The sequence below is a fragment of the Pseudomonas lini genome (genome assembly GCF_030812475.1).
GTDB lineage: Bacteria > Pseudomonadota > Gammaproteobacteria > Pseudomonadales > Pseudomonadaceae > Aquipseudomonas > Aquipseudomonas lini_A.
This window is the reverse complement of record NZ_JAUSSR010000001.1, coordinates 343,269-362,483: the sequence shown is the minus strand read 5'-3', so window position 1 is coordinate 362,483 and position 19,215 is coordinate 343,269. Positions and strand designations below refer to the sequence as shown.

The following is a 19,215-nucleotide window of genomic DNA, read 5'->3' as shown; positions in this document are numbered from 1 at the left end:
GTCTGGCTGTGTACATATCCGTTTTTTTGGTCACGGCGACTTAGGGTTCCGCCCTTACGGCGGGTCACTTGGAGAAGCGCCAAGTAACCAAGCGCTCTTGCCCCTGTCGTTCGGTGCCTCGCTAGTGCTCGGCATGCCCTCGAGGGGGCGTACACCGCAAAAGCCAAAGCGAGGCGGCCTACCGGCCGGCCTATCCCTCGAGCGTACGTGTCCCCTGTAGGAGCGAGCTTGCTCGCGATGGACTCAAGAGCGCCGCGTTTTACCAGTAAACACGCGTAATCGTTAACGACCATCGCGAGCAGGCTCGCTCCTACAATGGATCGGCGTACACCCGCGCTCTTCACAACTCATCAGGCCGAGCCCTTCGCTGCAGTACGGCGATCCACCAAGCCAGATCCAATAATGATCGCAACCAAAGTAGCGCGCGATAACCGCCCACAAAAAAATGCCCCGATCTCTCGACCGGGGCATTTCATCCAGCTCAGCTTATATATACAAACCCGAAGCCTTAGTGAGCAACCGCCCCACTCGCCCCCAACCCGGTCTGCGAACGAACGAACTGCGGGAAGAACAGCGCCCGCTCATTGTCAGCCGCTTTCGACTTGTCGGTGATCGAGAAGAACCAGATGCCGATGAACGCAATGGCCATGGAGAACAGCGCCGGGTACTCATACGGGAAGATAGCCTTCTCGTGATGCAGAATCTGCACCCAGATGGTCGGCCCAAGCACCATCAAGCCAACGGCACTGATCAGACCTAACCAGCCACCGATCATCGCCCCACGGGTGGTCAGCTTCTTCCAGTACATGGAAAGCAACAGCACCGGGAAGTTACAGCTCGCCGCGATCGAGAATGCCAGACCTACCATGAACGCGATGTTCTGGCTTTCGAACAGGATACCCAGACCGATCGCCAGCACACCCAGGCAGACGGTGGTGATTTTCGAGACGCGGATCTCATCCTTGTCGTTGGCCTTGCCCTTCTTGATCACACTGGCGTAAAGATCGTGGGACACCGCCGTGGCACCGGCCAGCGTCAGACCGGCAACCACTGCCAGAATGGTCGCGAACGCTACCGCCGAGATGAAGCCCAGGAAAATACTGCCACCCACCGCATTGGCCAGGTGCACCGCCGCCATGTTGTTGCCGCCCAACAGCGCGCCAGCCGCATCTTTGAAGGCAGGGTTGGTGCTGACCAGCAGGATCGCGCCGAAGCCGATAATGAAGGTCAGGATGTAGAAGTAGCCGATGAAGCCGGTTGCGTACAGCACGCTCTTGCGAGCTTCTTTCGCGTCACTCACGGTGAAGAAGCGCATCAGGATATGCGGCAGGCCAGCGGTACCGAACATCAGGGCCAGGCCAAGGGAAAACGCGGAGACCGGATCTTTTACCAGGCCGCCCGGGCTCATGATCGCCTCACCTTTAGGGTGAACCTTGATCGCCTCGGAGAACAGCGCGCTGAAGTCGAAGTTGACGTGCTTCATGACCATCAGCGCCATGAACGAGGCACCGGACAGCAGCAACACGGCCTTGATGATCTGCACCCAAGTCGTCGCCAGCATGCCGCCGAACAGCACGTACATGCACATCAGGATACCGACCAGGATCACGGCAACGTAGTAGTCGAGACCGAACAGCAGCTGGATCAGCTTGCCGGCACCGACCATTTGCGCGATCAGGTAGAACGCTACCACCACCAGCGAGCCGCAAGCGGACAGCGTGCGGATCTGGGTTTGCCCCAGGCGGTAGGACGCCACGTCGGCAAAGGTGTATTTACCCAGGTTACGCAGGCGCTCGGCGATCAGGAACAGAATGATCGGCCAGCCCACCAGGAAGCCGATCGAGTAGATCAGGCCGTCGTAGCCGGAGGTGAACACCAGGGCGGAAATACCCAGGAAGGATGCCGCGGACATATAGTCACCGGCAATCGCCAGACCGTTCTGGAAGCCGGTGATCTTGCCACCTGCCGCATAGTAGTCGGCTGCCGAATTGTTGCGCTTGGAAGCCCAGTAAGTGATGCACAGGGTCAAGCCGACGAACGCCACGAACATCAGGATTGCGGATACGTTGAGCGGTTGCTTGTGCACTTCGCCAGTCAGGGCTTCAGCGGCCCAGGCGCCAGGTGCAAAGGCTGCGATGCTCAATAGAGCCATTAGACGCCGGATCATTGCTGAGCCTCCTTGAGAATCGCATTGTTCAGGTCGTCGAATTCGCCATTGGCGCGTCGTACGTAGATTGCCGTCAGGATAAAGGCCGAGAGAATCAGCCCGACACCAATGGGTATGCCCCAGGTAATCGATGATTCAGGACTGATTTTCGCGCCCAGGAGATGCGGCCCGTAAGCAATCAACAGGATGAATCCGGAGTAAAGCCCAAGCATGATCGCCGAAAGAATCCAGGCGAACCTTTCTCGCTTACTAACCAGCTCCTTGAAGCGCGGGCTGTTTTGAATCGAGAGGTAAATGCTGTCGTTCATTGTTTTTATCCTCGCAGCACAGATGAAGTTGTAACGTCATCCACTCTATGCGGCTGCGGGGCAGGTTCCAGACGACCTTAGTATTAGAACGACATGACAGAATCGCCAAACTGTAGGAGCGAGCTTGCTCCTACAGAAAAGCAAAGGCCGCTTGGCGTAATGCCAAGCGGCCTTGAGAGGTGCTGACCAGAAGCGTCAACTCAAATCATTTGGTCCAGTCTGCAACGCGTTCCGGGTGTTTGGCCACCCAGTCCTTCGCCGCCGCTTCAGGCTTGGCGCCTTCCTGAATCGCCAGCATCACTTCGCCGATTTCGTCTTTCGACGCCCACTGGAAGTTTTTCAGGAACTTGACCACTTCCGGCGCCTTGGCTTCCAGGCCTTTGCTACCAATGCTGTTTACGGTCTCGGCCGCGCCATAAACGCCTTTAGGGTCGTCCAGGAAGCGCAGTTTCCACTTGGCGAACATCCAGTGCGGCACCCAACCCGTGACGGCAATGGATTCCTGTTTCTTCTCGGCACGGGTCAGCTCGGCAATCATGCCGGCGCCGGAACTGGCCTTGAGTTGATAGCCGGTCAGATCGTAGTCCTTGATCGCCTGCTCGGTCTTGAGCATCACGCCCGAACCGGCGTCGATGCCAACAATGCGTTTCTTGAAGGTGTCGTCGGTTTTCAGATCTTCAAGCGACTTGGCCTTGACGTACTCCGGCACGATCAAACCGATCCTGGCGTCCTTGAAGTTCGGGCCGTAGTCGACCACCTGGTCCTTGTTCTTGGTCCAGTAATCGCCGTGAGTGACCGGCAGCCAGGCCGAGAGCATGGCGTCGAGTTTGCCAGTGGCCACACCCTGCCACATGATCCCGGTGGCGACCGCTTGCAGCTTCACGTCGTAATCGAGTTTCTGCTTGATCACTTCGGCGGCCACATGGGTGGTCGCAACGCTGTCGGACCAGCCGTCGACGTAACCGATGGTTACGGCTCCCTTCGCGGCCATCGCCTGGGTGGAGCCAATCGCAAGCACCAGAGCGGCACTCACGCCTAAAAGTCGTCGCATCTTCATCGTTACTTCCCCGAAAGTGCTGCGCTCGACGGATGCCGAGTCGCGTCAATGTATTGTTATAGTGCGCGGCGCCCCATCACGCCGCACCGCAAACTCGTTCAACTTCAGCGCGATTTGCCATGAGAGCGCTGACGCCTCGATAATCAACCTGACGACAACTGCGACCTGCTCTGCCAGCGACCTCAAGGCATCGAGAAACGACATCAGAACGCCATTAATCTAGACCACTGAAAGCCCCTCGGCCAATCCGCCCGAACTTTGCATGTCAAAATCATGCAGGGCACCTGACGCGCTGCAAATACAGGTAACATGCGCGGCTTTGCTCCCAGACGTCCTGACCATGCCCGCGACATCGCGTTTTCCTTTTTTTGCTTATCTATTTGCCTGCCTGCTGGGGCTATTTGCCTTGAGTGGTTTCTGGTACGGCCTCGGCAAGCCCGTGATTCTGCCGGACGTCGCCAGCGCGACGCACAAGCTGCAATGTGCCTCCTACACCCCGTTCGACAAGGACCAGTCGCCATTCGACGTGCCGTTCAACCTGCGCCCCGAACGCATGGACGCCGACCTCGCGTTGCTGGCCAAAAGTTTCCAATGCATTCGTACCTATTCCATGACCGGCCTCGAGGCGGTGCCCGATCTGGCGCGCAAGCACGGTCTGAAGTTGATGATCGGTGCCTGGGTCAACAGCAACCCGGTGGACACCGCGAAAGAAGTCGACCTGCTGATCGCCTCGGCCAATGCCAACGCGGACGTGGTGACCTCGGTCATCGTTGGCAACGAGACCCTGTTGCGCAAGGAAATCACGGGGGCGCAGCTGGCCAAGCTGATCAACAAGGTAAAAAGCCAGGTCAAACAACCTGTCACTTATGCCGACGTCTGGGAATTCTGGCTCAAGCACCCGGAAGTGGCCCCGGCGGTTGACTTTCTGACCATCCATTTGCTGCCGTACTGGGAAGATGATCCCTCGAACATCGACGCCGCGCTGCAACATGTGGCCGAAGTGCGTCAGGTGTTTGGCAACAGGTTCGCGCCCAAAGACGTGATGATTGGTGAAACCGGCTGGCCGAGCGAAGGCCGTCAACGTGAAACAGCCCTGCCAAGCCGGGTCAACGAAGCCAGGTTCATTCGTAATTTTGTGATCATGGCCGAACAGCAAGGCTGGCACTACAACCTGATCGAAGCATTCGACCAACCGTGGAAACGCGCGAGCGAAGGTGCGGTCGGCGGATACTGGGGGCTGTTCGATGCCGATCGCCAGGACAAGGGCGTGCTGGCCGGTCCGGTGTCGAACGTACCGTACTGGTCGCAGTGGCTGGCGGTTGGTGGCTTGATCTTCCTCGGCACGCTGATACTCGGCGGTCGTGTACGCAGCACGCGCGCGGCCCTGGTGCTGCCACTGCTCGGTGCGCTGGCCGCCTGCTCTATCGGCGCCTGGGGCGACCTGGCCCGTGTCACCACCCGTTTCGCCAGTGAGTGGCTGTGGGTCGCTTTGCTAACGGCGTTGAACCTGCTGGTGCTGGCTCATGCGGCACTGACGTTGAGCGCCCGTACCGGCTGGCGTGAACGGGCATTCAACTTCCTGGAACGTCGGGCTGGCTGGTGGCTGACAGCAGCAGGGTTCGCCGCGGCGGTGACGATGCTGGAACTGGTGTTCGATCCGCGATATCGCAGCTTCCCGAGTGTTGCGTTCGTCCTGCCGGCGCTGGTGTACCTGTGCCGTCCGGTGAGCGTGCCGCGCCGGGAGATAGCCTTGCTGACCTTCATCATCGGTGCGGGGATTGCGCCGCAGTTGTATCAGGAAGGTTTGCAGAACCAGCAGGCCCTGGGTTGGGCGCTGGTGAGTGTTTTGATGGTTGCAGCGTTGTGGCGCAGTTTGCGGGTTCGCAAGTAGTAGTCTTCAGCGCGGCAACTGGCCTCTTCGCGAGCAAGCCCGCTCCCACACTGAGTCTTCAGTGAACACACATTCCGTGTGCGACGCAGATCAACTGTGGGAGCGGGCTTGCTCCGGGCGGCGATCCGACGAAGACTGACTATCAAACGCTAGAGGAAGCCCGGACCAGACGCAGTGCAGCAATCACCACCGCAAAAACCGCCAACGTAGTGTTGTACAACGCCAGCGCCGGCAAGCCGAACACCAACGCCAACACGGCCAACCACCACCCCGCCCGCCCCGGCAGTACAAAACCGATCATCGCCGCCGCCAACGCAGTCCAGCCCAACATCCGGAAATGAATCATCAGCCCCAGGTTTGAACGGACCTGGCATTCCCAGCGGTTCGCTTCGTCCACACAGATGCCGACCCACTGCGCATCTTCCATGAAGCCATAACGCGCGCCATAACTGGCGGCTAGCCATAATGGCAGCAAAACAAGCAGTAGAATCACGGGCAGGCGGCGGGACATGAAGCACTCCAATAAGCGAAAACGGCGGCCAGCTTAATCTCCCCGCAGCAGTTAGCAAGCGCGTGACACAGATAACTGGTCATGGAACGGCTGCAAAGTGTATCGTCCAGCTACCATTGCTCCGAATCAGGCCTGATTGGTGCCGCTCCATGGCACTTTGACCCAAAACCCGTGGTCATAGCCTGCGAACTTCATTCGGCACCTTCCTCTAAGGGATCCAGTCATGCTCCGTTCCTTGCGCTTCGCCGCCCTGTTTGGCGGCGTTATTTTGAGTGCGTCCGCACTGGCGGTCGATATTGACGCCGCCAGTTATGGCTATCCCTTGACCAACCCGTTCGAGGCGACTATCGCCACGACGCCGCCGGACCTGCGCCCGGAGTTGCCGCTTGACGATGACATCGATCAGGCAACCCGCAGCGTCACGTTGCGCCCGGAACGTGAGTTCCAGCTGCCGGACAACTTCTGGCCGGTGAAGAAGCTGACTTACCGCATTGCCACCCAGGATAAAGCCGCGCCGCTGATCTTTCTGATCGCCGGTACCGGCGCGCGCTATGACAGTACCCTCAACGAATACCTGAAGAAGCTTTACTACAAGGCCGGCTACCACGTGGTGCAATTGTCGTCGCCCACCAGCTTCGACTTCATGAGTGCTGCCTCGCGCTTTGCCACGCCCGGCATCACCAAGGAAGACGCCGAAGACATGTACCGGGTGATGCAGGCCGTGCGGGCGCAAAACCCCAACGTCGCCGTCACCGACTACTACCTGACCGGCTACAGCCTGGGCGCACTGGACGCAGCATTCGTCGCTCACCTCGACGAAACCCGTCGCAGCTTCAACTTCAAGAAAGTCCTGCTGCTCAACCCGCCGGTCAACCTCTATACCTCGATCACCAATCTGGACAAGCTGGTCCAGACCGAGGTCAAGGGCATCAACAACTCCACCACCTTTTATGAATTGGTGCTGGACAAGCTCACCCGCTACTTCCAGCAAAAGGGCTACATCGACCTCAACGATGCCCTGCTCTACGACTTCCAGCAGTCCAAGCAACACCTGAGCAACGAACAGATGGCCATGCTGATCGGCACCTCGTTCCGCTTCTCGGCGGCCGATATCGCCTTTACCTCGGACCTCATCAACCGCCGCGGCCTGATCACGCCGCCGAAATACCCGATCACTGAAGGCACCACCCTCACGCCGTTCCTCAAGCGCGCGCTGCAATGCGACTTCGACTGCTACATCACCGAGCAGGTCATCCCGATGTGGCGCGCCCGCACCGATGGCGGCAGCCTGCTGCAACTGATCGACCAGGTCAGTTTGTACGCGCTGAAGGACTACCTGCGCGACAGCCCGAAAATCGCGGTCATGCACAACGCCGACGACGTAATCCTCGGCCCTGGCGACCTTGGTTTCCTGCGCAAGACCTTCGGCGATCGCTTGACTGTTTATCCACTGGGCGGCCACTGCGGCAACCTTAATTACCGCGTCAACAGCGACGCCATGCTGGAGTTCTTCCGTGGCTAAATATCTCCTGCTTATCGCAGCGTTACTCTGTGCAGGCGTCGCCAGTGCCGACAACAGCAAAGCCAATGCTCCGGTCGTGATCGACAGTGACGGCTTCAAGGAACCGCTGAGCAAACTCAAATTCAACCCGGGGCTGGATCAGCGCGAGTTCGAGCGCTCGACGCTCAACGCGCTGAACGTCTACGACCCGCTGGAGGAGTGGAACCGCCGCGTCTACCACTTCAACTACCGCTTCGACCAATGGGTGTTCCTGCCCGTGGTGGACGGTTATCGCTACATCACCCCGAGTTTCCTGCGCACCGGCGTCAGCAATTTCTTCAACAACCTCGGTGATGTGCCGAACCTGATGAACAGCCTGCTGCAGTTCAAGGGCAAGCGCTCGATGGAAACCACCGCGCGCCTGCTGCTCAACACCACCGTCGGCATCGCCGGCCTGTGGGACCCGGCCACGGCCATGGGCTTGCCGCGCCAGAACGAAGACTTCGGTCAGACCCTGGGCTTCTATGGGGTACCGGGTGGCGCCTACTTCGTGCTGCCGATCCTCGGCCCTTCGAACATCCGCGACACCGGCGGCCTGGCCGTGGACTTCACCGCCGAGAACGCGATCAACTTCCTGAACGTCGCCGAAGTCAGCTCCAACCATCCCGAGGTCTGGCTCCTGCGCAGCGTCGACAAGCGTTATCAGACCGGCTTTCGCTACGGCCAGCTGAATACGCCGTTCGAGTACGAGAAGGTGCGTTACGTGTACACCGAATCGCGCAAGCTGCAGATCGCCGAGTAACGCCATCGGCCACAAAAAAAGGCCATTCGATGCGGATCGAATGGCCTTTTTCATGCGCGCAACTTCAAACACCACCAATCCCCTGTGGGAGCGAGCTTGCTCGCGATAGGGCAGTGTCAGTCGCCATATATGTGACTGACCCACCGCTATCGCGAGCAAGCTCGCTCCCACAGTTGAACAGTGTCAGGCTTCAGCCTTTCACTGTTTTCCAGATTTTGCTGACAACCATCACCCCGGCCAACACCACCGCACCTGCCACAATCCCCGCCACCGCATTCAACAACGTCGGCACGATAAACCCGGCACCGCCCGCCCCCGCGCTGACGCTTTCAATCCAGTGATGAACCACCGGCACGCCATGGGTCAGGATCCCGCCGCCCACCAGGAACATAGCCGCCGTGCCGATCACCGACAGGCTTTTCATCATGTACGGTGCCGCGCGCAAAATCCCGCCGCCGATGCTTTTGGCCATCTGCCCGGGTTTCCGGGTCAGCCACAAACCCAGGTCGTCGAGCTTGACGATACCGGCCACCAAGCCGTAGACGCCGATGGTCATGACGATGGCAATACCCGACAGCACGATGACCTGCTGGGTCAGCGAGGCGTCCGCCACGGTGCCCAGGGTGATGGCGATGATTTCCGCTGAAAGGATGAAGTCGGTGCGAATCGCGCCCTTGATCTTGTCTTTCTCGAACGCCACCAGATCGATTGCCGGATCGGCGACCGCTTCGACCAGCTCCGCATGCTCGGCCTGATCCTCGGCCTTGCTGTGCAGGAACTTGTGGGCGAGTTTCTCGAACCCTTCGAAACACAGGTAGGCGCCGCCGACCATCAACAACGGCGTGACCAGCCACGGAATGAACGCACTGATCGCCAGGGCGGACGGCACCAGGATCAGCTTGTTGATGAACGAGCCCTTGGCCACCGCCCATACCACCGGGATTTCCCGCTCGGCGCGTACGCCGCTGACCTGCTGGGCGTTGAGCGCCAGATCGTCACCGAGTACGCCGGCAGTCTTCTTCGCTGCCATTTTGGTCATCAACGCCACATCGTCCAGTACCGCGGCAATGTCGTCGATCAGCAACAGCAAACTGCTTCCTGCCATGAATCAGGTTTCCTTCTCGAATGAATGCTGCGCAGCATAGCGCGGCTCAACCGGCTGCGGGGCATTCTTGAGCGTCGCGCGAGGCCGGTGCTACCATGCGCAACCGCCAGTACAGGCAAGGAACCACCTGGTTTATGAGCACTATCCGCGAGCGCAACAAAGAATTGATCCTGCGTGCCGCCAGTGAAGAATTTGCCGACAAGGGCTTCGCTGCGACCAAAACCAGTGACATCGCAGCCAAGGCGGGATTGCCCAAGCCCAACGTCTACTACTACTTCAAATCCAAGGAAAACCTCTACCGCGAGGTCCTGGAAAGTATCATCGAACCGATCCTGCAGGCTTCGACGCCATTCAATGCCGACGGCGTACCCAGTGAAGTGCTGAGCGGCTACATCCGCTCGAAAATCCGCATCTCCCGCGACCTGCCTTTCGCCTCCAAGGTATTTGCCAGCGAAATCATGCACGGCGCCCCGCACCTGAGTCCCGACCTGGTCGAACAGCTCAACGGCCAGGCCAAGCACAACATCGACTGCATCCAGACCTGGATCGACCGCGGCCAGATCGCCCCCATCGACCCCAACCACCTGATGTTCAGCATCTGGGCCGCGACCCAGACCTATGCCGACTTCGACTGGCAGATCACTGCCATCACCGGCAAAGCCAAGCTCGATGAAGAAGACTATGAAGCGGCGGCGCAGACGATTATCCGGTTGGTGTTGAAGGGGTGTGAGCCGGATCGTTAGACCGCAGTGCTCCATTCGCGAGCAAGCCCGCTCCCACAGTAGATTTGGGTTGAACACAAAATATGTGAACGCCAACAATCCTTGTGGGAGCGGGCTTGCTCGCGATAGGGGCAACTCGGTATCTGATCAAAGCCAAATTGCATCCCACAACGGATAGTCGCCAAGCTTCTCCACCAGTCCCGCCCGCAATGGGTTCGCCACAACATACCGAGCCTGCTTCACCAAGTCTTCTTCACGACGCAGCGCTCGATCATGATAGCCCTGCTGCCAAAGACTGCCCTTTCGACCGGTGGCCATATTTACCGATCGAGTACTCAATGATTTGGTCTTTTGCATCAGTTCACTCAATGATCCCTGCTGCAGCTCGATCAACCAGTGAAAATGATCAGGCATCACGACCCAAGCCAATGAAATCGCCCAACCCTGATTTTGGGCATGACGAAACTGACTCACAATCAGCCGACCCAGAGAGAAATCTTTGAAGACAGGCGCTCGACCAAGTGTATTGGTGGTCAATAGATAGATGCGGTTTGATTCAGCAAAGCGCCCAAGGCGCAGACGATGTGAAGCTGGAAGATCTGGCATTCCTTTGCCTCTCTCATTGAGTCATGAGGAAGGCTAGAACTGTGTATGCATGGAAGCGAGGCAGATTTTTAGCTGGATGTGTCCGGCAGAACGCCATCGCGAGCAAGCTCGCTCCCACAGGGGTTTCGGGTGCTCACAATTTTTGTGTTCTTCCCAAATCCACTGTGGGAGCGAGCTTGCTCGCGATGGCGGCGGTTCAGGCGCTACAAGATCAAGCCGTCACCCCCGCATCCGCCCGCAACCCCAGCGCCTCGATCGCACTGATCGCACACTGTTCATCCACATCCGACAAATCCCCGCTGATCCCCACCGCCCCCAGCACATTCCCGTCCTGATCGCGAATCAACACCCCACCCGGCGCCGGCACGACACTGCCCTGCCCCAGGCTGTTCAAGGCCGCGATAAACGCCGGGCGCTGTTGGGCGTCCAGCGCCAGCAGGCGTGAGCCCTTGCCCAGCGCGATGGCGCCCCAGGCTTTGCCGATGGCGATCTGCGGGCGCAGCAGGCTGGCGCCGTCTTCGCGTTGCAGGGAGACCAGGTGCCCGCCGGCATCCAGTACGGCGATGGTCAATGGGGCCGCGGCGATTGCACGCCCGGCGGCGATGGCCTGAGTGGTCAGGTTGACTGCGACTTTCAAGGTTAAAGCGCTCATGGTGCTGTCCTCATTTTGTTATAGGGAAAGCCGTTGGACTGGTTTTCGTTTCGTAGTCCGATGCAACAAATAGAACACAAAGCACTATTTTTTTGTATACAATAATTATCGTAAAGCGCCACATGCGACGAAAAGCCACAGCAGATAGGCCTTCCGACGAATGAAACGGATGCTTGAGAAAATGGATTGACCTGCGCCGTCCGCCGTGAATACACTCTGCGCAAAGCCACTTGTATACAATTACAAAACGTAAGAGGCACAAAACCATGAGCAAAATGAGAGCAATCGAAGCCGCCGTTCTGGTGATGCGCCGTGAAGGGGTTGATACCGCTTTTGGCATCCCCGGCGCCGCGATCAACCCGCTGTACTCCGCCTTGCAGAAGGTCGGTGGCATCGATCACGTCCTCGCTCGCCACGTTGAAGGCGCCTCGCACATGGCCGAGGGCTACACCCGGACCAAGGCCGGCAACATCGGCGTGTGCATCGGCACTTCCGGTCCTGCCGGGACCGACATGGTCACCGGGCTCTACAGCGCCTCGGCCGACTCGATCCCGATCCTGTGCATCACCGGGCAAGCACCCCGCGCCCGTATGCACAAGGAAGACTTCCAGGCGGTCGACATCACCGCCATCGTCAAGCCAGTGACCAAGTGGGCGACCACCGTCATGGAGCCGGGCCAGGTACCGTACGCGTTCCAGAAAGCCTTCTACGAAATGCGCTCCGGTCGTCCAGGCCCGGTGTTGATCGATTTGCCGTTCGACGTGCAGATGGCCGAAATCGAATTCGACATCGATGCCTACGAGCCGCTGCCGCTGGCCAAGCCCACCGCCAACCGCGTGCAGATCGAGAAGGCCCTGGCCATGCTCGATCAGGCTGAGCGCCCACTGTTGGTCGCCGGTGGCGGCATCATCAATGCCGATGCCAGCGAGTTGCTGGTGGAGTTCGCCGAGCTGACCGGGATTCCCGTCATTCCGACCCTGATGGGCTGGGGCACCATCCCGGACGATCACCCGCTGATGGTCGGCATGGTCGGCCTGCAGACTTCACACCGCTACGGCAACGCCACGCTGCTGAAGTCGGATGTGGTGCTGGGCGTCGGCAACCGTTGGGCCAACCGTCACACCGGTTCGATCGACGTCTACACCGAAGGCCGCAAGTTCATCCACGTCGACATCGAGCCGACGCAAATCGGCCGCGTGTTCAACCCGGACCTGGGCATTGTGTCCGACGCCGCTGCCGCGTTGACCGTGTTCATCGAAGTCGCTCGCGAATGGCAAGCCGCCGGCAAGCTGAAGAACCGCAGCGCCTGGCTGCAGGATTGCCAGCAGCGCAAGGCCAGCCTGCAGCGCAAGACTCACTTCGACAACGTGCCGGTCAAGCCACAGCGTGTTTATGAAGAAATGAACCAGGTGTTCGGCAAAGACACCTGCTATGTCAGCACCATCGGTCTGTCGCAGATTGCAGGCGCGCAGTTCCTGCACGTCTACAAGCCGCGTCACTGGATCAACTGCGGTCAGGCAGGCCCTCTGGGCTGGACCATTCCGGCGGCGCTGGGCGTGGTCAAGGCCGACCCGACCCGCAAGGTCGTGGCCCTGTCGGGCGACTATGATTTCCAGTTCATGATCGAAGAACTGGCGGTGGGCGCACAGTTCAAGCTGCCGTACATCCACGTCGTGGTCAACAATTCGTACCTGGGACTGATCCGTCAGGCCCAGCGCGGTTTCGACATGGACTACTGCGTGCAGCTGTCCTTCGATAACCTGAACGCTCCGGAACTCAACGGTTACGGGGTCGATCACGTCGCGGTGGCCGAAGGCCTCGGCTGCAAGGCGCTGCGTGTGTTCGAACCGGCTCAGATCCAGCCTGCCCTGCGCAGGGCCCAGGAACTGATCGAAGAGTTCAAGGTACCGGTGATCGTCGAGATTATCCTGGAGCGCGTGACCAACATTTCCATGGGCACCGAGATCAACGCCGTCAACGAATTCGAAGACCTGGCGCTGGTCGGCAACGACGCACCAACGGCGATTTCGTTGCTTGATTAACAGCTGAACGCTCCCCTGCAGGAGCCGGCTTGCTGGCGAAAGCGGTGTGTCAGACACATCGATTGATACACCGCTTTCGCCAGCAAGCCGGCTCCTACAGGGGGGACCTCACAAATTCAAGGGAGACCACCATGCCGCGTTTCGCAGCCAACCTGTCCATGCTGTTTACCGAACAGGATTTTCTTGCCCGTTTCGACGCGGCCGCCAAGGCCGGCTTCAGTGGCGTCGAATACCTGTTTCCTTATGACTTCAGCTCCGCCGAGATCAAGGCCAGGCTCGACGCCAACGGCCTGACCCAGGTGCTGTTCAACCTGCCGGCCGGTGACTGGGCCAAGGGCGAGCGCGGTATCGCGTGCCTGCCGGACCGGGTCGAAGAGTTTCGCGCCGGTGTCGACCTGGCGATCGCCTATGCCACAGTGCTGGGCAATACCCAGGTCAACTGCCTGGCGGGTATCCGTCCACAGGGCGTCGACGATGTCACTGTGGAAAAGACCTTCGTCGCCAACCTCAAGTACGCGGCCGACAAGCTGCAAGCGGCGGGCATCAAACTGGTGATGGAAGCGATCAACACCCGCGACATCCCCGGGTTCTACCTGAACAACACCGCGCAAGCCCTGTCGATTCGCGAGCAGGTCGGCAGCGCCAACCTGTTCCTGCAATACGACATCTACCACATGCAAATCATGGAGGGCGACCTGGCCCGCACCATGGCCGCGCACCTGGGCGAAATCAACCACATCCAGTTGGCCGACAACCCTGGGCGCAACGAACCGGGCTCCGGTGAAATCAACTACCGCTTCCTGTTCCAACACCTGGACCGTATTGGTTACCAGGGCTGGGTTGGCTGTGAATACAAGCCGCTGACCACCACCGAAGCCGGCCTGGGCTGGCTGAAAACCCATAACGCAATCTGACCCATTACCTGTAGGAGCGAGCTTGCTCGCGAAGAACGATCAGGCGCCGCGTTTACTCAGGCAGCACGCGTTTTCGTTGAGGTTTTTCGCGAGCAAGCTCGCTCCTACAGAAAGCACAAAACAAGAGGATTTTCTCATGGCTAAAATCGGATTTATCGGCACCGGCATCATGGGCCACCCAATGGCGTTGAACCTGCAGAAAGCCGGTCACAGCCTGTTCCTGTCGGCGCACCACGACGCTGCCCCGGCCGACCTGATCGCCGCTGGCGCCGTCGCCCTGGCCAACCCGAAAGAAGTTGCCCAGGAAGCCGAATTCATCATCATCATGGTGCCGGATACCCCGCAGGTCGACGATGTGCTGTTCCGCGCCGACGGCGTTGCAGCCGGTGTCGGCAAAGGCAAGGTCGTGATCGACATGAGCTCGATCTCACCGACCGCCACCAAGGCTTTCGCGGCGAAAATCAACGAAAAAGGCGCGCAGTACCTCGACGCACCAGTGTCCGGCGGTGAAGTCGGCGCCAAAGCCGCGACCCTGAGCATCATGGTCGGCGGCGATGCCGATGCGTTCGAACGCGTCTTGCCGCTGTTCCAGGCCATGGGCAAGAACATCACCCTGGTCGGTGGCAACGGCGACGGTCAGACCGCGAAAGTGGCGAACCAGATCATCGTCGCGTTGAACATCCAGGCCGTGGCCGAAGCCCTGCTGTTCGCCTCCAAGAACGGTGCCGATCCAGCCAAGGTCCGTGAAGCGCTGATGGGCGGCTTCGCGTCGTCGAAGATCCTCGAAGTCCACGGCGAGCGCATGATCAAAGGCACCTTCGACCCGGGCTTCCGCATCAGCCTGCACCAGAAGGACCTGAACCTGGCCCTGGCCGGTGCGCGCGAATTGGGGATCAATTTGCCGAACACCGCCAATACCCAGCAAGTGTTCAGCACCTGCGCGGCCATCGGTGGCAGCAACTGGGACCACTCGGCGCTGATCAAGGGCCTGGAACACATGGCGAATTTCTCTATTCGCGATAAGTAACGTCATACCTTTGTAGGAGCCGGCTTGCTGGCGATGGCATCAACTCGGTGTGCATGGCAGACCGCGTCGCCTGGATTGTCGGAACGCCGCCCGCAGCAAGCCGGCTCCTACAGGGAACCGAGTCGTTCTCCAATAACAAGAATTCCGGGAGCCCGCCATGTCGGTCGATCCGCAACAATTGCTGCGCGAGCTGTTTGCCACAGCCATCGACGCCGCCCATCCACAGCAAGTCCTCGAAGCCCATTTGCCCACTGACCGCAGCGGTCGGGTGATCGTCATCGGCGCCGGCAAAGCTGCGGCGGCCATGGCCCGGGTGGTCGAGCGTTGCTGGCAGGGTGAAGTGAGCGGCCTGGTTGTGACCCGTTACGGTCACGGCGCCCCGTGCGAAAAAATCGAAGTGGTCGAAGCCGCGCATCCGGTGCCTGATGCGGCCGGCCTGGCAGTCGCCAAACGCGTGCTGGAACTGGTCAGCAACTTGACCGAAGACGACCGGGTGATCTTCCTGCTCTCCGGCGGCGGCTCCGCATTGCTGGCCCTGCCCGCAGCCGGTATTACCCTGGCGGACAAGCAATCGATCAACAAGGCCCTGCTCAAATCCGGCGCAACCATTGGCGAGATGAACTGCGTACGCAAACATCTTTCGGCAATCAAGGGCGGCCGCCTCGGCAAAGCCTGCTGGCCCGCCACTGTTTATACCTATGCGATTTCCGACGTACCGGGCGACCTCGCCACGGTCATCGCCTCCGGCCCCACCGTGGCCGACCCGAGCACCTGCGCCGAAGCCCTGGCGATCCTCAAGCGTTACGCCATTGAAGTCCCGGCCTCAGTGCGCAACTGGTTGCAGAGCCCGGAATCGGAGACGGTCAAACCCGGCGACCCGAGCCTTGCGCGCAGTCACTTCCAGCTGATCGCTCGTCCACAACAGTCGCTTGAAGCCGCTGCGGTGAAAGCGCGCCAAGCCGGCTTCAGCCCGCTGATCCTTGGCGACCTGGAAGGCGAATCCCGCGAAGTGGCCAAGGTCCACGCCGGTATCGCCCGTCAAGTCGTGCTGCACGGTCAACCATTGGCGGCGCCCTGCGTAATCCTCTCGGGCGGTGAAACCACGGTTACCGTACGCGGCAATGGCCGTGGCGGACGCAACGCCGAATTCCTGCTGAGCCTGACCGACAGCCTCAAAGGCCTGCCCGGCGTCTACGCCTTGGCCGGCGACACCGATGGCATCGATGGCTCCGAAGACAACGCCGGCGCGATCATGACCCCGGACAGCTACGCCCGCGCCGCCGCCCTCGGCCTGAGCGCCAGCGACGAGTTGGACAACAACAATGGCTACGGCTATTTCGAGGCGCTGGACGCGCTGATCGTCACTGAACCGACCCGCACCAACGTCAACGACTTCCGTGCCATCCTGATTCTCGAGAGCCCTGAAAATGACGCCTGACAAGAAGGTCAAAATCCTCGCCACCCTCGGCCCTGCCACTGACGGGATCGACGACATCCGTGAGTTGGTACAGGCCGGGGTCAACATCTTTCGCCTGAACTTCAGCCACGGCGATCACGCCGACCACGCTCAGCGCTACCAGTGGATTCGTGAAGTCGAGCGCCAGCTGAATTATCCGCTGGGCATTCTGATGGACCTGCAAGGTCCGAAACTGCGGGTCGGCAAGTTCGCCGAGGGCAAGGTGCAACTGCATCGCGGCCAGGCGTTGCGTCTGGACCTGGACCCGACGCCGGGGGATCAGCGCCGGGTCAACCTGCCGCACCCGGAAATCATCGCCGCGCTGGAACCGGGCATGGACCTGTTGCTCGATGACGGCAAACTGCGGCTGCGCGTGGTCACAAAATATGCCGACGCCATCGACACCACCGTGCTCAATGGCGGCGAGTTGTCGGACCGCAAAGGGGTGAATGTACCGCAAGCGGTGCTCGAGCTGAGCCCGCTGACCACCAAGGATCGCCGCGACCTGAGCTTCGGCCTGGAACTGGGTGTGGATTGGGTGGCGCTGTCGTTCGTACAGCGTCCGGAAGATATTCGCGAGGCTCGCGAACTGATCGGCGACAAAGCGTTTTTGATGGCCAAGATCGAGAAGCCGTCGGCGGTGACTCAGCTGCGGGAAATCGCCGAGTTGAGTGACGCGATCATGGTCGCCCGCGGTGACCTGGGGGTGGAAGTGCCGGCCGAAAGCGTGCCGCAGATTCAGAAAAACATCATCGGCATCTGCCGCCAGCTCGGCAAACCGGTGGTGGTGGCGACGCAGATGCTGGAGTCGATGCGCTTCTCCCCTGCACCAACCCGTGCCGAGGTGACCGACGTTGCCAACGCAGTAGCCGAGGGCGCGGACGCGGTGATGCTGTCGGCGGAAACCGCGTCCGGCGAGTACCCGCTCGAAGCGGTGCAGATGATGAGCAAGATCATCCGCCAGGTGGAAAACGGCCCGGATTATCAGACGCAACTCGACGTCAGCCGACCGAAGGCGGAGGCCACGGTATCCGACGCCATCAGCTGTGCAATCCGCCGCATCAGCAACGTGCTGCCGGTGGCGGTGCTGGTCAATTACAGCGAGTCGGGGACTTCGAGCCTGCGTGCGGCGCGGGAACGGCCGACGGTGCCGATCCTTAACCTGACGCCGAACCGGCAGACCGCGCGCCGGTTGACGGTGGCATGGGGCGTGCACTCGGTGGTCAATGATCGGCTGCGGCAAGTGGACGAAGTGTGCTCGACGGCGCTGGAGATTGCGCAGGCACAGGGGATGGCTCAGCGCGGGGATACGTTATTGATCACTGCGGGTGTGCCGTTTGGGCAGCCGGGGTCGACTAATTCGTTGCGTATCGAGACGTTGATTTAGCGCCTGTACCGGCCTCTTCGCGAGCAGGCTCGCTCCCACACTGGATTTGTGTTCACCACAGATTCATGACTGAACAGAAATTCAGTGTGGGAGCGAGCCTGCTCGCGAAGCAGGCAACGCGTTCCCACTGACTTTCAGATTTGCCATGCCTGCCCACCACTTCAACACCCACTGCCCCGACTGGGCCACTGCCCTGCTCAACGGCTTCAGCCAGATCTTCCTCCAGCGTCACCCGCTGTGCGGCCTGCTGTGCCTGTTGGCGATTCTTTTCACCGCGCCCTCCCTGCTCGGCGGTGCACTGCTGGGCGGCGTCGCCGGATTGCTCACCGCCCAACGTCGCAGCTACGCCAAGGCCGATCGCCAGGCCGGGCTGTTCTGTTACAACGGTGTTTTGCTCGGCTTGCTGCTGAGCCTTTACTTCCCCTGGTCAGCAATGCTGCCACCACTGATCATCGCTGCCGGCGGCCTGAGTGCGATGCTCACCCAACAATGGCTCAAGCTCGCCCGCGATCACCATTGCCTGCCCGCCTACACGGCGCCCTTTGTCGGAATCAGTTGGCTGCTACTCACCTTCGCCGCCCCGGCCCCACCTGCGCCGCTGATTGAAATGAACGCACTCAACCTGATCGCCGCGCCATTGAAAGGGCTCGGTCAGGTGATGTTTCTGGGTCATCCGCTGGCCGGTGCGCTGATTGCCGCGGGTTTGCTGATCGCTGATCGTCGCGCCTTTCTTTGGGCGGTATCGGGTTCTGTCGCCGGCGCTGGCTTCGCCCTTGTGCATCACGACACTTCAAGCGCGCTGCTGGGTTTGGGCGGTTACAACGCAGTGCTCGCCGCCCTCGCCTTCAGCCATGTTCGCCGCCAGCCCTGGCTGCCCTTGCTGGGGATTGTCCTGGCAATACTGCTCACCCCAGGCTTCGCCGCACTCGGCCTGGTCACCTTGACCGCGCCTTTCATCCTTGCCTGCTGGCTGGTCCGGGCGGGCATGCGTGTGCTGCGCCAGGCTGCCGAGGACACTGCGCCTTGCGCAACCACCGGGAATCACCCTAGGCTTCGCTGAATCCCGG

General features: G+C 60.3%; 17 protein-coding genes. 10 read left to right on the top strand and 7 right to left on the bottom strand.

What is annotated here, in order from left to right:
- Positions 1-508: 508 nt before the first annotated feature.
- The 3 genes from J2W17_RS01790 to J2W17_RS01780 all read right to left on the bottom strand — a co-directional run bounded on the left by J2W17_RS01790 (position 509) and on the right by J2W17_RS01780 (position 3,532).
- Positions 509-2,167 carry a cation acetate symporter gene (locus J2W17_RS01790; RefSeq protein WP_307328266.1) on the bottom strand — a complete coding sequence of 553 codons (1,659 nt, stop codon included), beginning with the start codon at positions 2,165-2,167 and terminating at the stop codon, positions 509-511.
- The gene (locus J2W17_RS01785) at positions 2,164-2,475 is read right to left on the bottom strand and encodes a DUF485 domain-containing protein (protein ID WP_307328263.1); all 312 of its coding nucleotides are present in this window, start codon (positions 2,473-2,475) and stop codon (positions 2,164-2,166) included. Before J2W17_RS01785 ends, J2W17_RS01790 begins: the two co-directional genes overlap by 4 nt.
- A gap of 205 nt (positions 2,476-2,680) precedes the next feature.
- The gene (locus J2W17_RS01780) at positions 2,681-3,532 is read right to left on the bottom strand and encodes a glycine betaine ABC transporter substrate-binding protein (protein WP_307328260.1); all 852 of its coding nucleotides are present in this window, start codon (positions 3,530-3,532) and stop codon (positions 2,681-2,683) included.
- Positions 3,533-3,830: 298 nt separating this feature from the next.
- Here J2W17_RS01780 and J2W17_RS01775 point away from each other — a divergent pair, with 298 nt between their 5' ends.
- Positions 3,831-5,423, top strand: a complete 1,593-nt coding sequence (locus J2W17_RS01775; RefSeq protein ID WP_307329447.1) for a glycoside hydrolase family 17 protein — start codon at positions 3,831-3,833, stop codon at positions 5,421-5,423.
- A gap of 142 nt (positions 5,424-5,565) precedes the next feature.
- On the opposite strand, the gene J2W17_RS01770 is transcribed toward J2W17_RS01775, so the two are convergent.
- Positions 5,566-5,934: a hypothetical protein gene (locus J2W17_RS01770; protein ID WP_307328257.1), complete on the bottom strand. Its 369-nt coding sequence runs from the start codon at positions 5,932-5,934 to the stop codon at positions 5,566-5,568.
- A gap of 223 nt (positions 5,935-6,157) precedes the next feature.
- Between J2W17_RS01770 and J2W17_RS01765 the strand changes: the two genes are divergently transcribed.
- Both J2W17_RS01765 and J2W17_RS01760 read left to right on the top strand, forming a co-directional pair.
- Entirely contained in the window at positions 6,158-7,456 is a 1,299-nt protein-coding gene (locus tag J2W17_RS01765) for a serine/threonine protein kinase (RefSeq protein ID WP_307328254.1), read from the top strand.
- Positions 7,449-8,237 carry an MlaA family lipoprotein gene (locus J2W17_RS01760; protein WP_307328250.1) on the top strand — a complete coding sequence of 263 codons (789 nt, stop codon included), beginning with the start codon at positions 7,449-7,451 and terminating at the stop codon, positions 8,235-8,237. The genes J2W17_RS01765 and J2W17_RS01760 overlap by 8 nt, the downstream gene beginning before the upstream one ends.
- A gap of 190 nt (positions 8,238-8,427) precedes the next feature.
- Here the strand turns inward: J2W17_RS01760 and J2W17_RS01755 are convergent, their stop codons facing one another.
- Positions 8,428-9,342 (bottom strand): DUF808 domain-containing protein, encoded by a 915-nt coding sequence (locus tag J2W17_RS01755; RefSeq protein WP_307328247.1) that lies wholly within the window; start codon positions 9,340-9,342, stop codon positions 8,428-8,430.
- Between the two features lie 134 nt (positions 9,343-9,476).
- Between J2W17_RS01755 and J2W17_RS01750 the strand changes: the two genes are divergently transcribed.
- The gene (locus J2W17_RS01750; RefSeq protein WP_307328242.1) at positions 9,477-10,085 is read left to right on the top strand and encodes a TetR/AcrR family transcriptional regulator; all 609 of its coding nucleotides are present in this window, start codon (positions 9,477-9,479) and stop codon (positions 10,083-10,085) included.
- Positions 10,086-10,211: 126 nt separating this feature from the next.
- On the opposite strand, the gene J2W17_RS01745 is transcribed toward J2W17_RS01750, so the two are convergent.
- Positions 10,212-10,670: an REP-associated tyrosine transposase gene (locus tag J2W17_RS01745; protein WP_307328239.1), complete on the bottom strand. Its 459-nt coding sequence runs from the start codon at positions 10,668-10,670 to the stop codon at positions 10,212-10,214.
- Positions 10,671-10,881: 211 nt separating this feature from the next.
- Positions 10,882-11,322 carry a GlcG/HbpS family heme-binding protein gene (locus J2W17_RS01740; RefSeq protein ID WP_307328237.1) on the bottom strand — a complete coding sequence of 147 codons (441 nt, stop codon included), beginning with the start codon at positions 11,320-11,322 and terminating at the stop codon, positions 10,882-10,884.
- Positions 11,323-11,588: 266 nt separating this feature from the next.
- Between J2W17_RS01740 and gcl the strand changes: the two genes are divergently transcribed.
- The 6 genes from gcl to J2W17_RS01710 all read left to right on the top strand — a co-directional run bounded on the left by gcl (position 11,589) and on the right by J2W17_RS01710 (position 19,208).
- Positions 11,589-13,364 carry a glyoxylate carboligase gene (gcl, locus tag J2W17_RS01735; RefSeq protein WP_064679049.1) on the top strand — a complete coding sequence of 592 codons (1,776 nt, stop codon included), beginning with the start codon at positions 11,589-11,591 and terminating at the stop codon, positions 13,362-13,364.
- 131 nt (positions 13,365-13,495) lie between these two features.
- On the top strand, positions 13,496-14,278 hold the full coding sequence (gene hyi, locus J2W17_RS01730; RefSeq protein ID WP_307328233.1) for a hydroxypyruvate isomerase: 783 nt from the start codon (positions 13,496-13,498) through the stop codon (positions 14,276-14,278).
- Between the two features lie 136 nt (positions 14,279-14,414).
- A complete protein-coding gene (locus J2W17_RS01725; protein ID WP_307328230.1) occupies positions 14,415-15,305 on the top strand; it encodes a 2-hydroxy-3-oxopropionate reductase in 891 nt (296 codons plus the stop codon).
- Positions 15,306-15,462: 157 nt separating this feature from the next.
- Positions 15,463-16,743 carry a glycerate kinase type-2 family protein gene (locus J2W17_RS01720; protein ID WP_307328227.1) on the top strand — a complete coding sequence of 427 codons (1,281 nt, stop codon included), beginning with the start codon at positions 15,463-15,465 and terminating at the stop codon, positions 16,741-16,743.
- Positions 16,733-18,148 carry a pyruvate kinase gene (gene pyk, locus J2W17_RS01715; protein ID WP_307328224.1) on the top strand — a complete coding sequence of 472 codons (1,416 nt, stop codon included), beginning with the start codon at positions 16,733-16,735 and terminating at the stop codon, positions 18,146-18,148. The genes J2W17_RS01720 and pyk overlap by 11 nt, the downstream gene beginning before the upstream one ends.
- A 145-nt stretch (positions 18,149-18,293) precedes the next feature.
- Positions 18,294-19,208 (top strand): urea transporter, encoded by a 915-nt coding sequence (locus tag J2W17_RS01710; RefSeq protein WP_307328219.1) that lies wholly within the window; start codon positions 18,294-18,296, stop codon positions 19,206-19,208.
- Positions 19,209-19,215 lie beyond the last annotated feature (7 nt).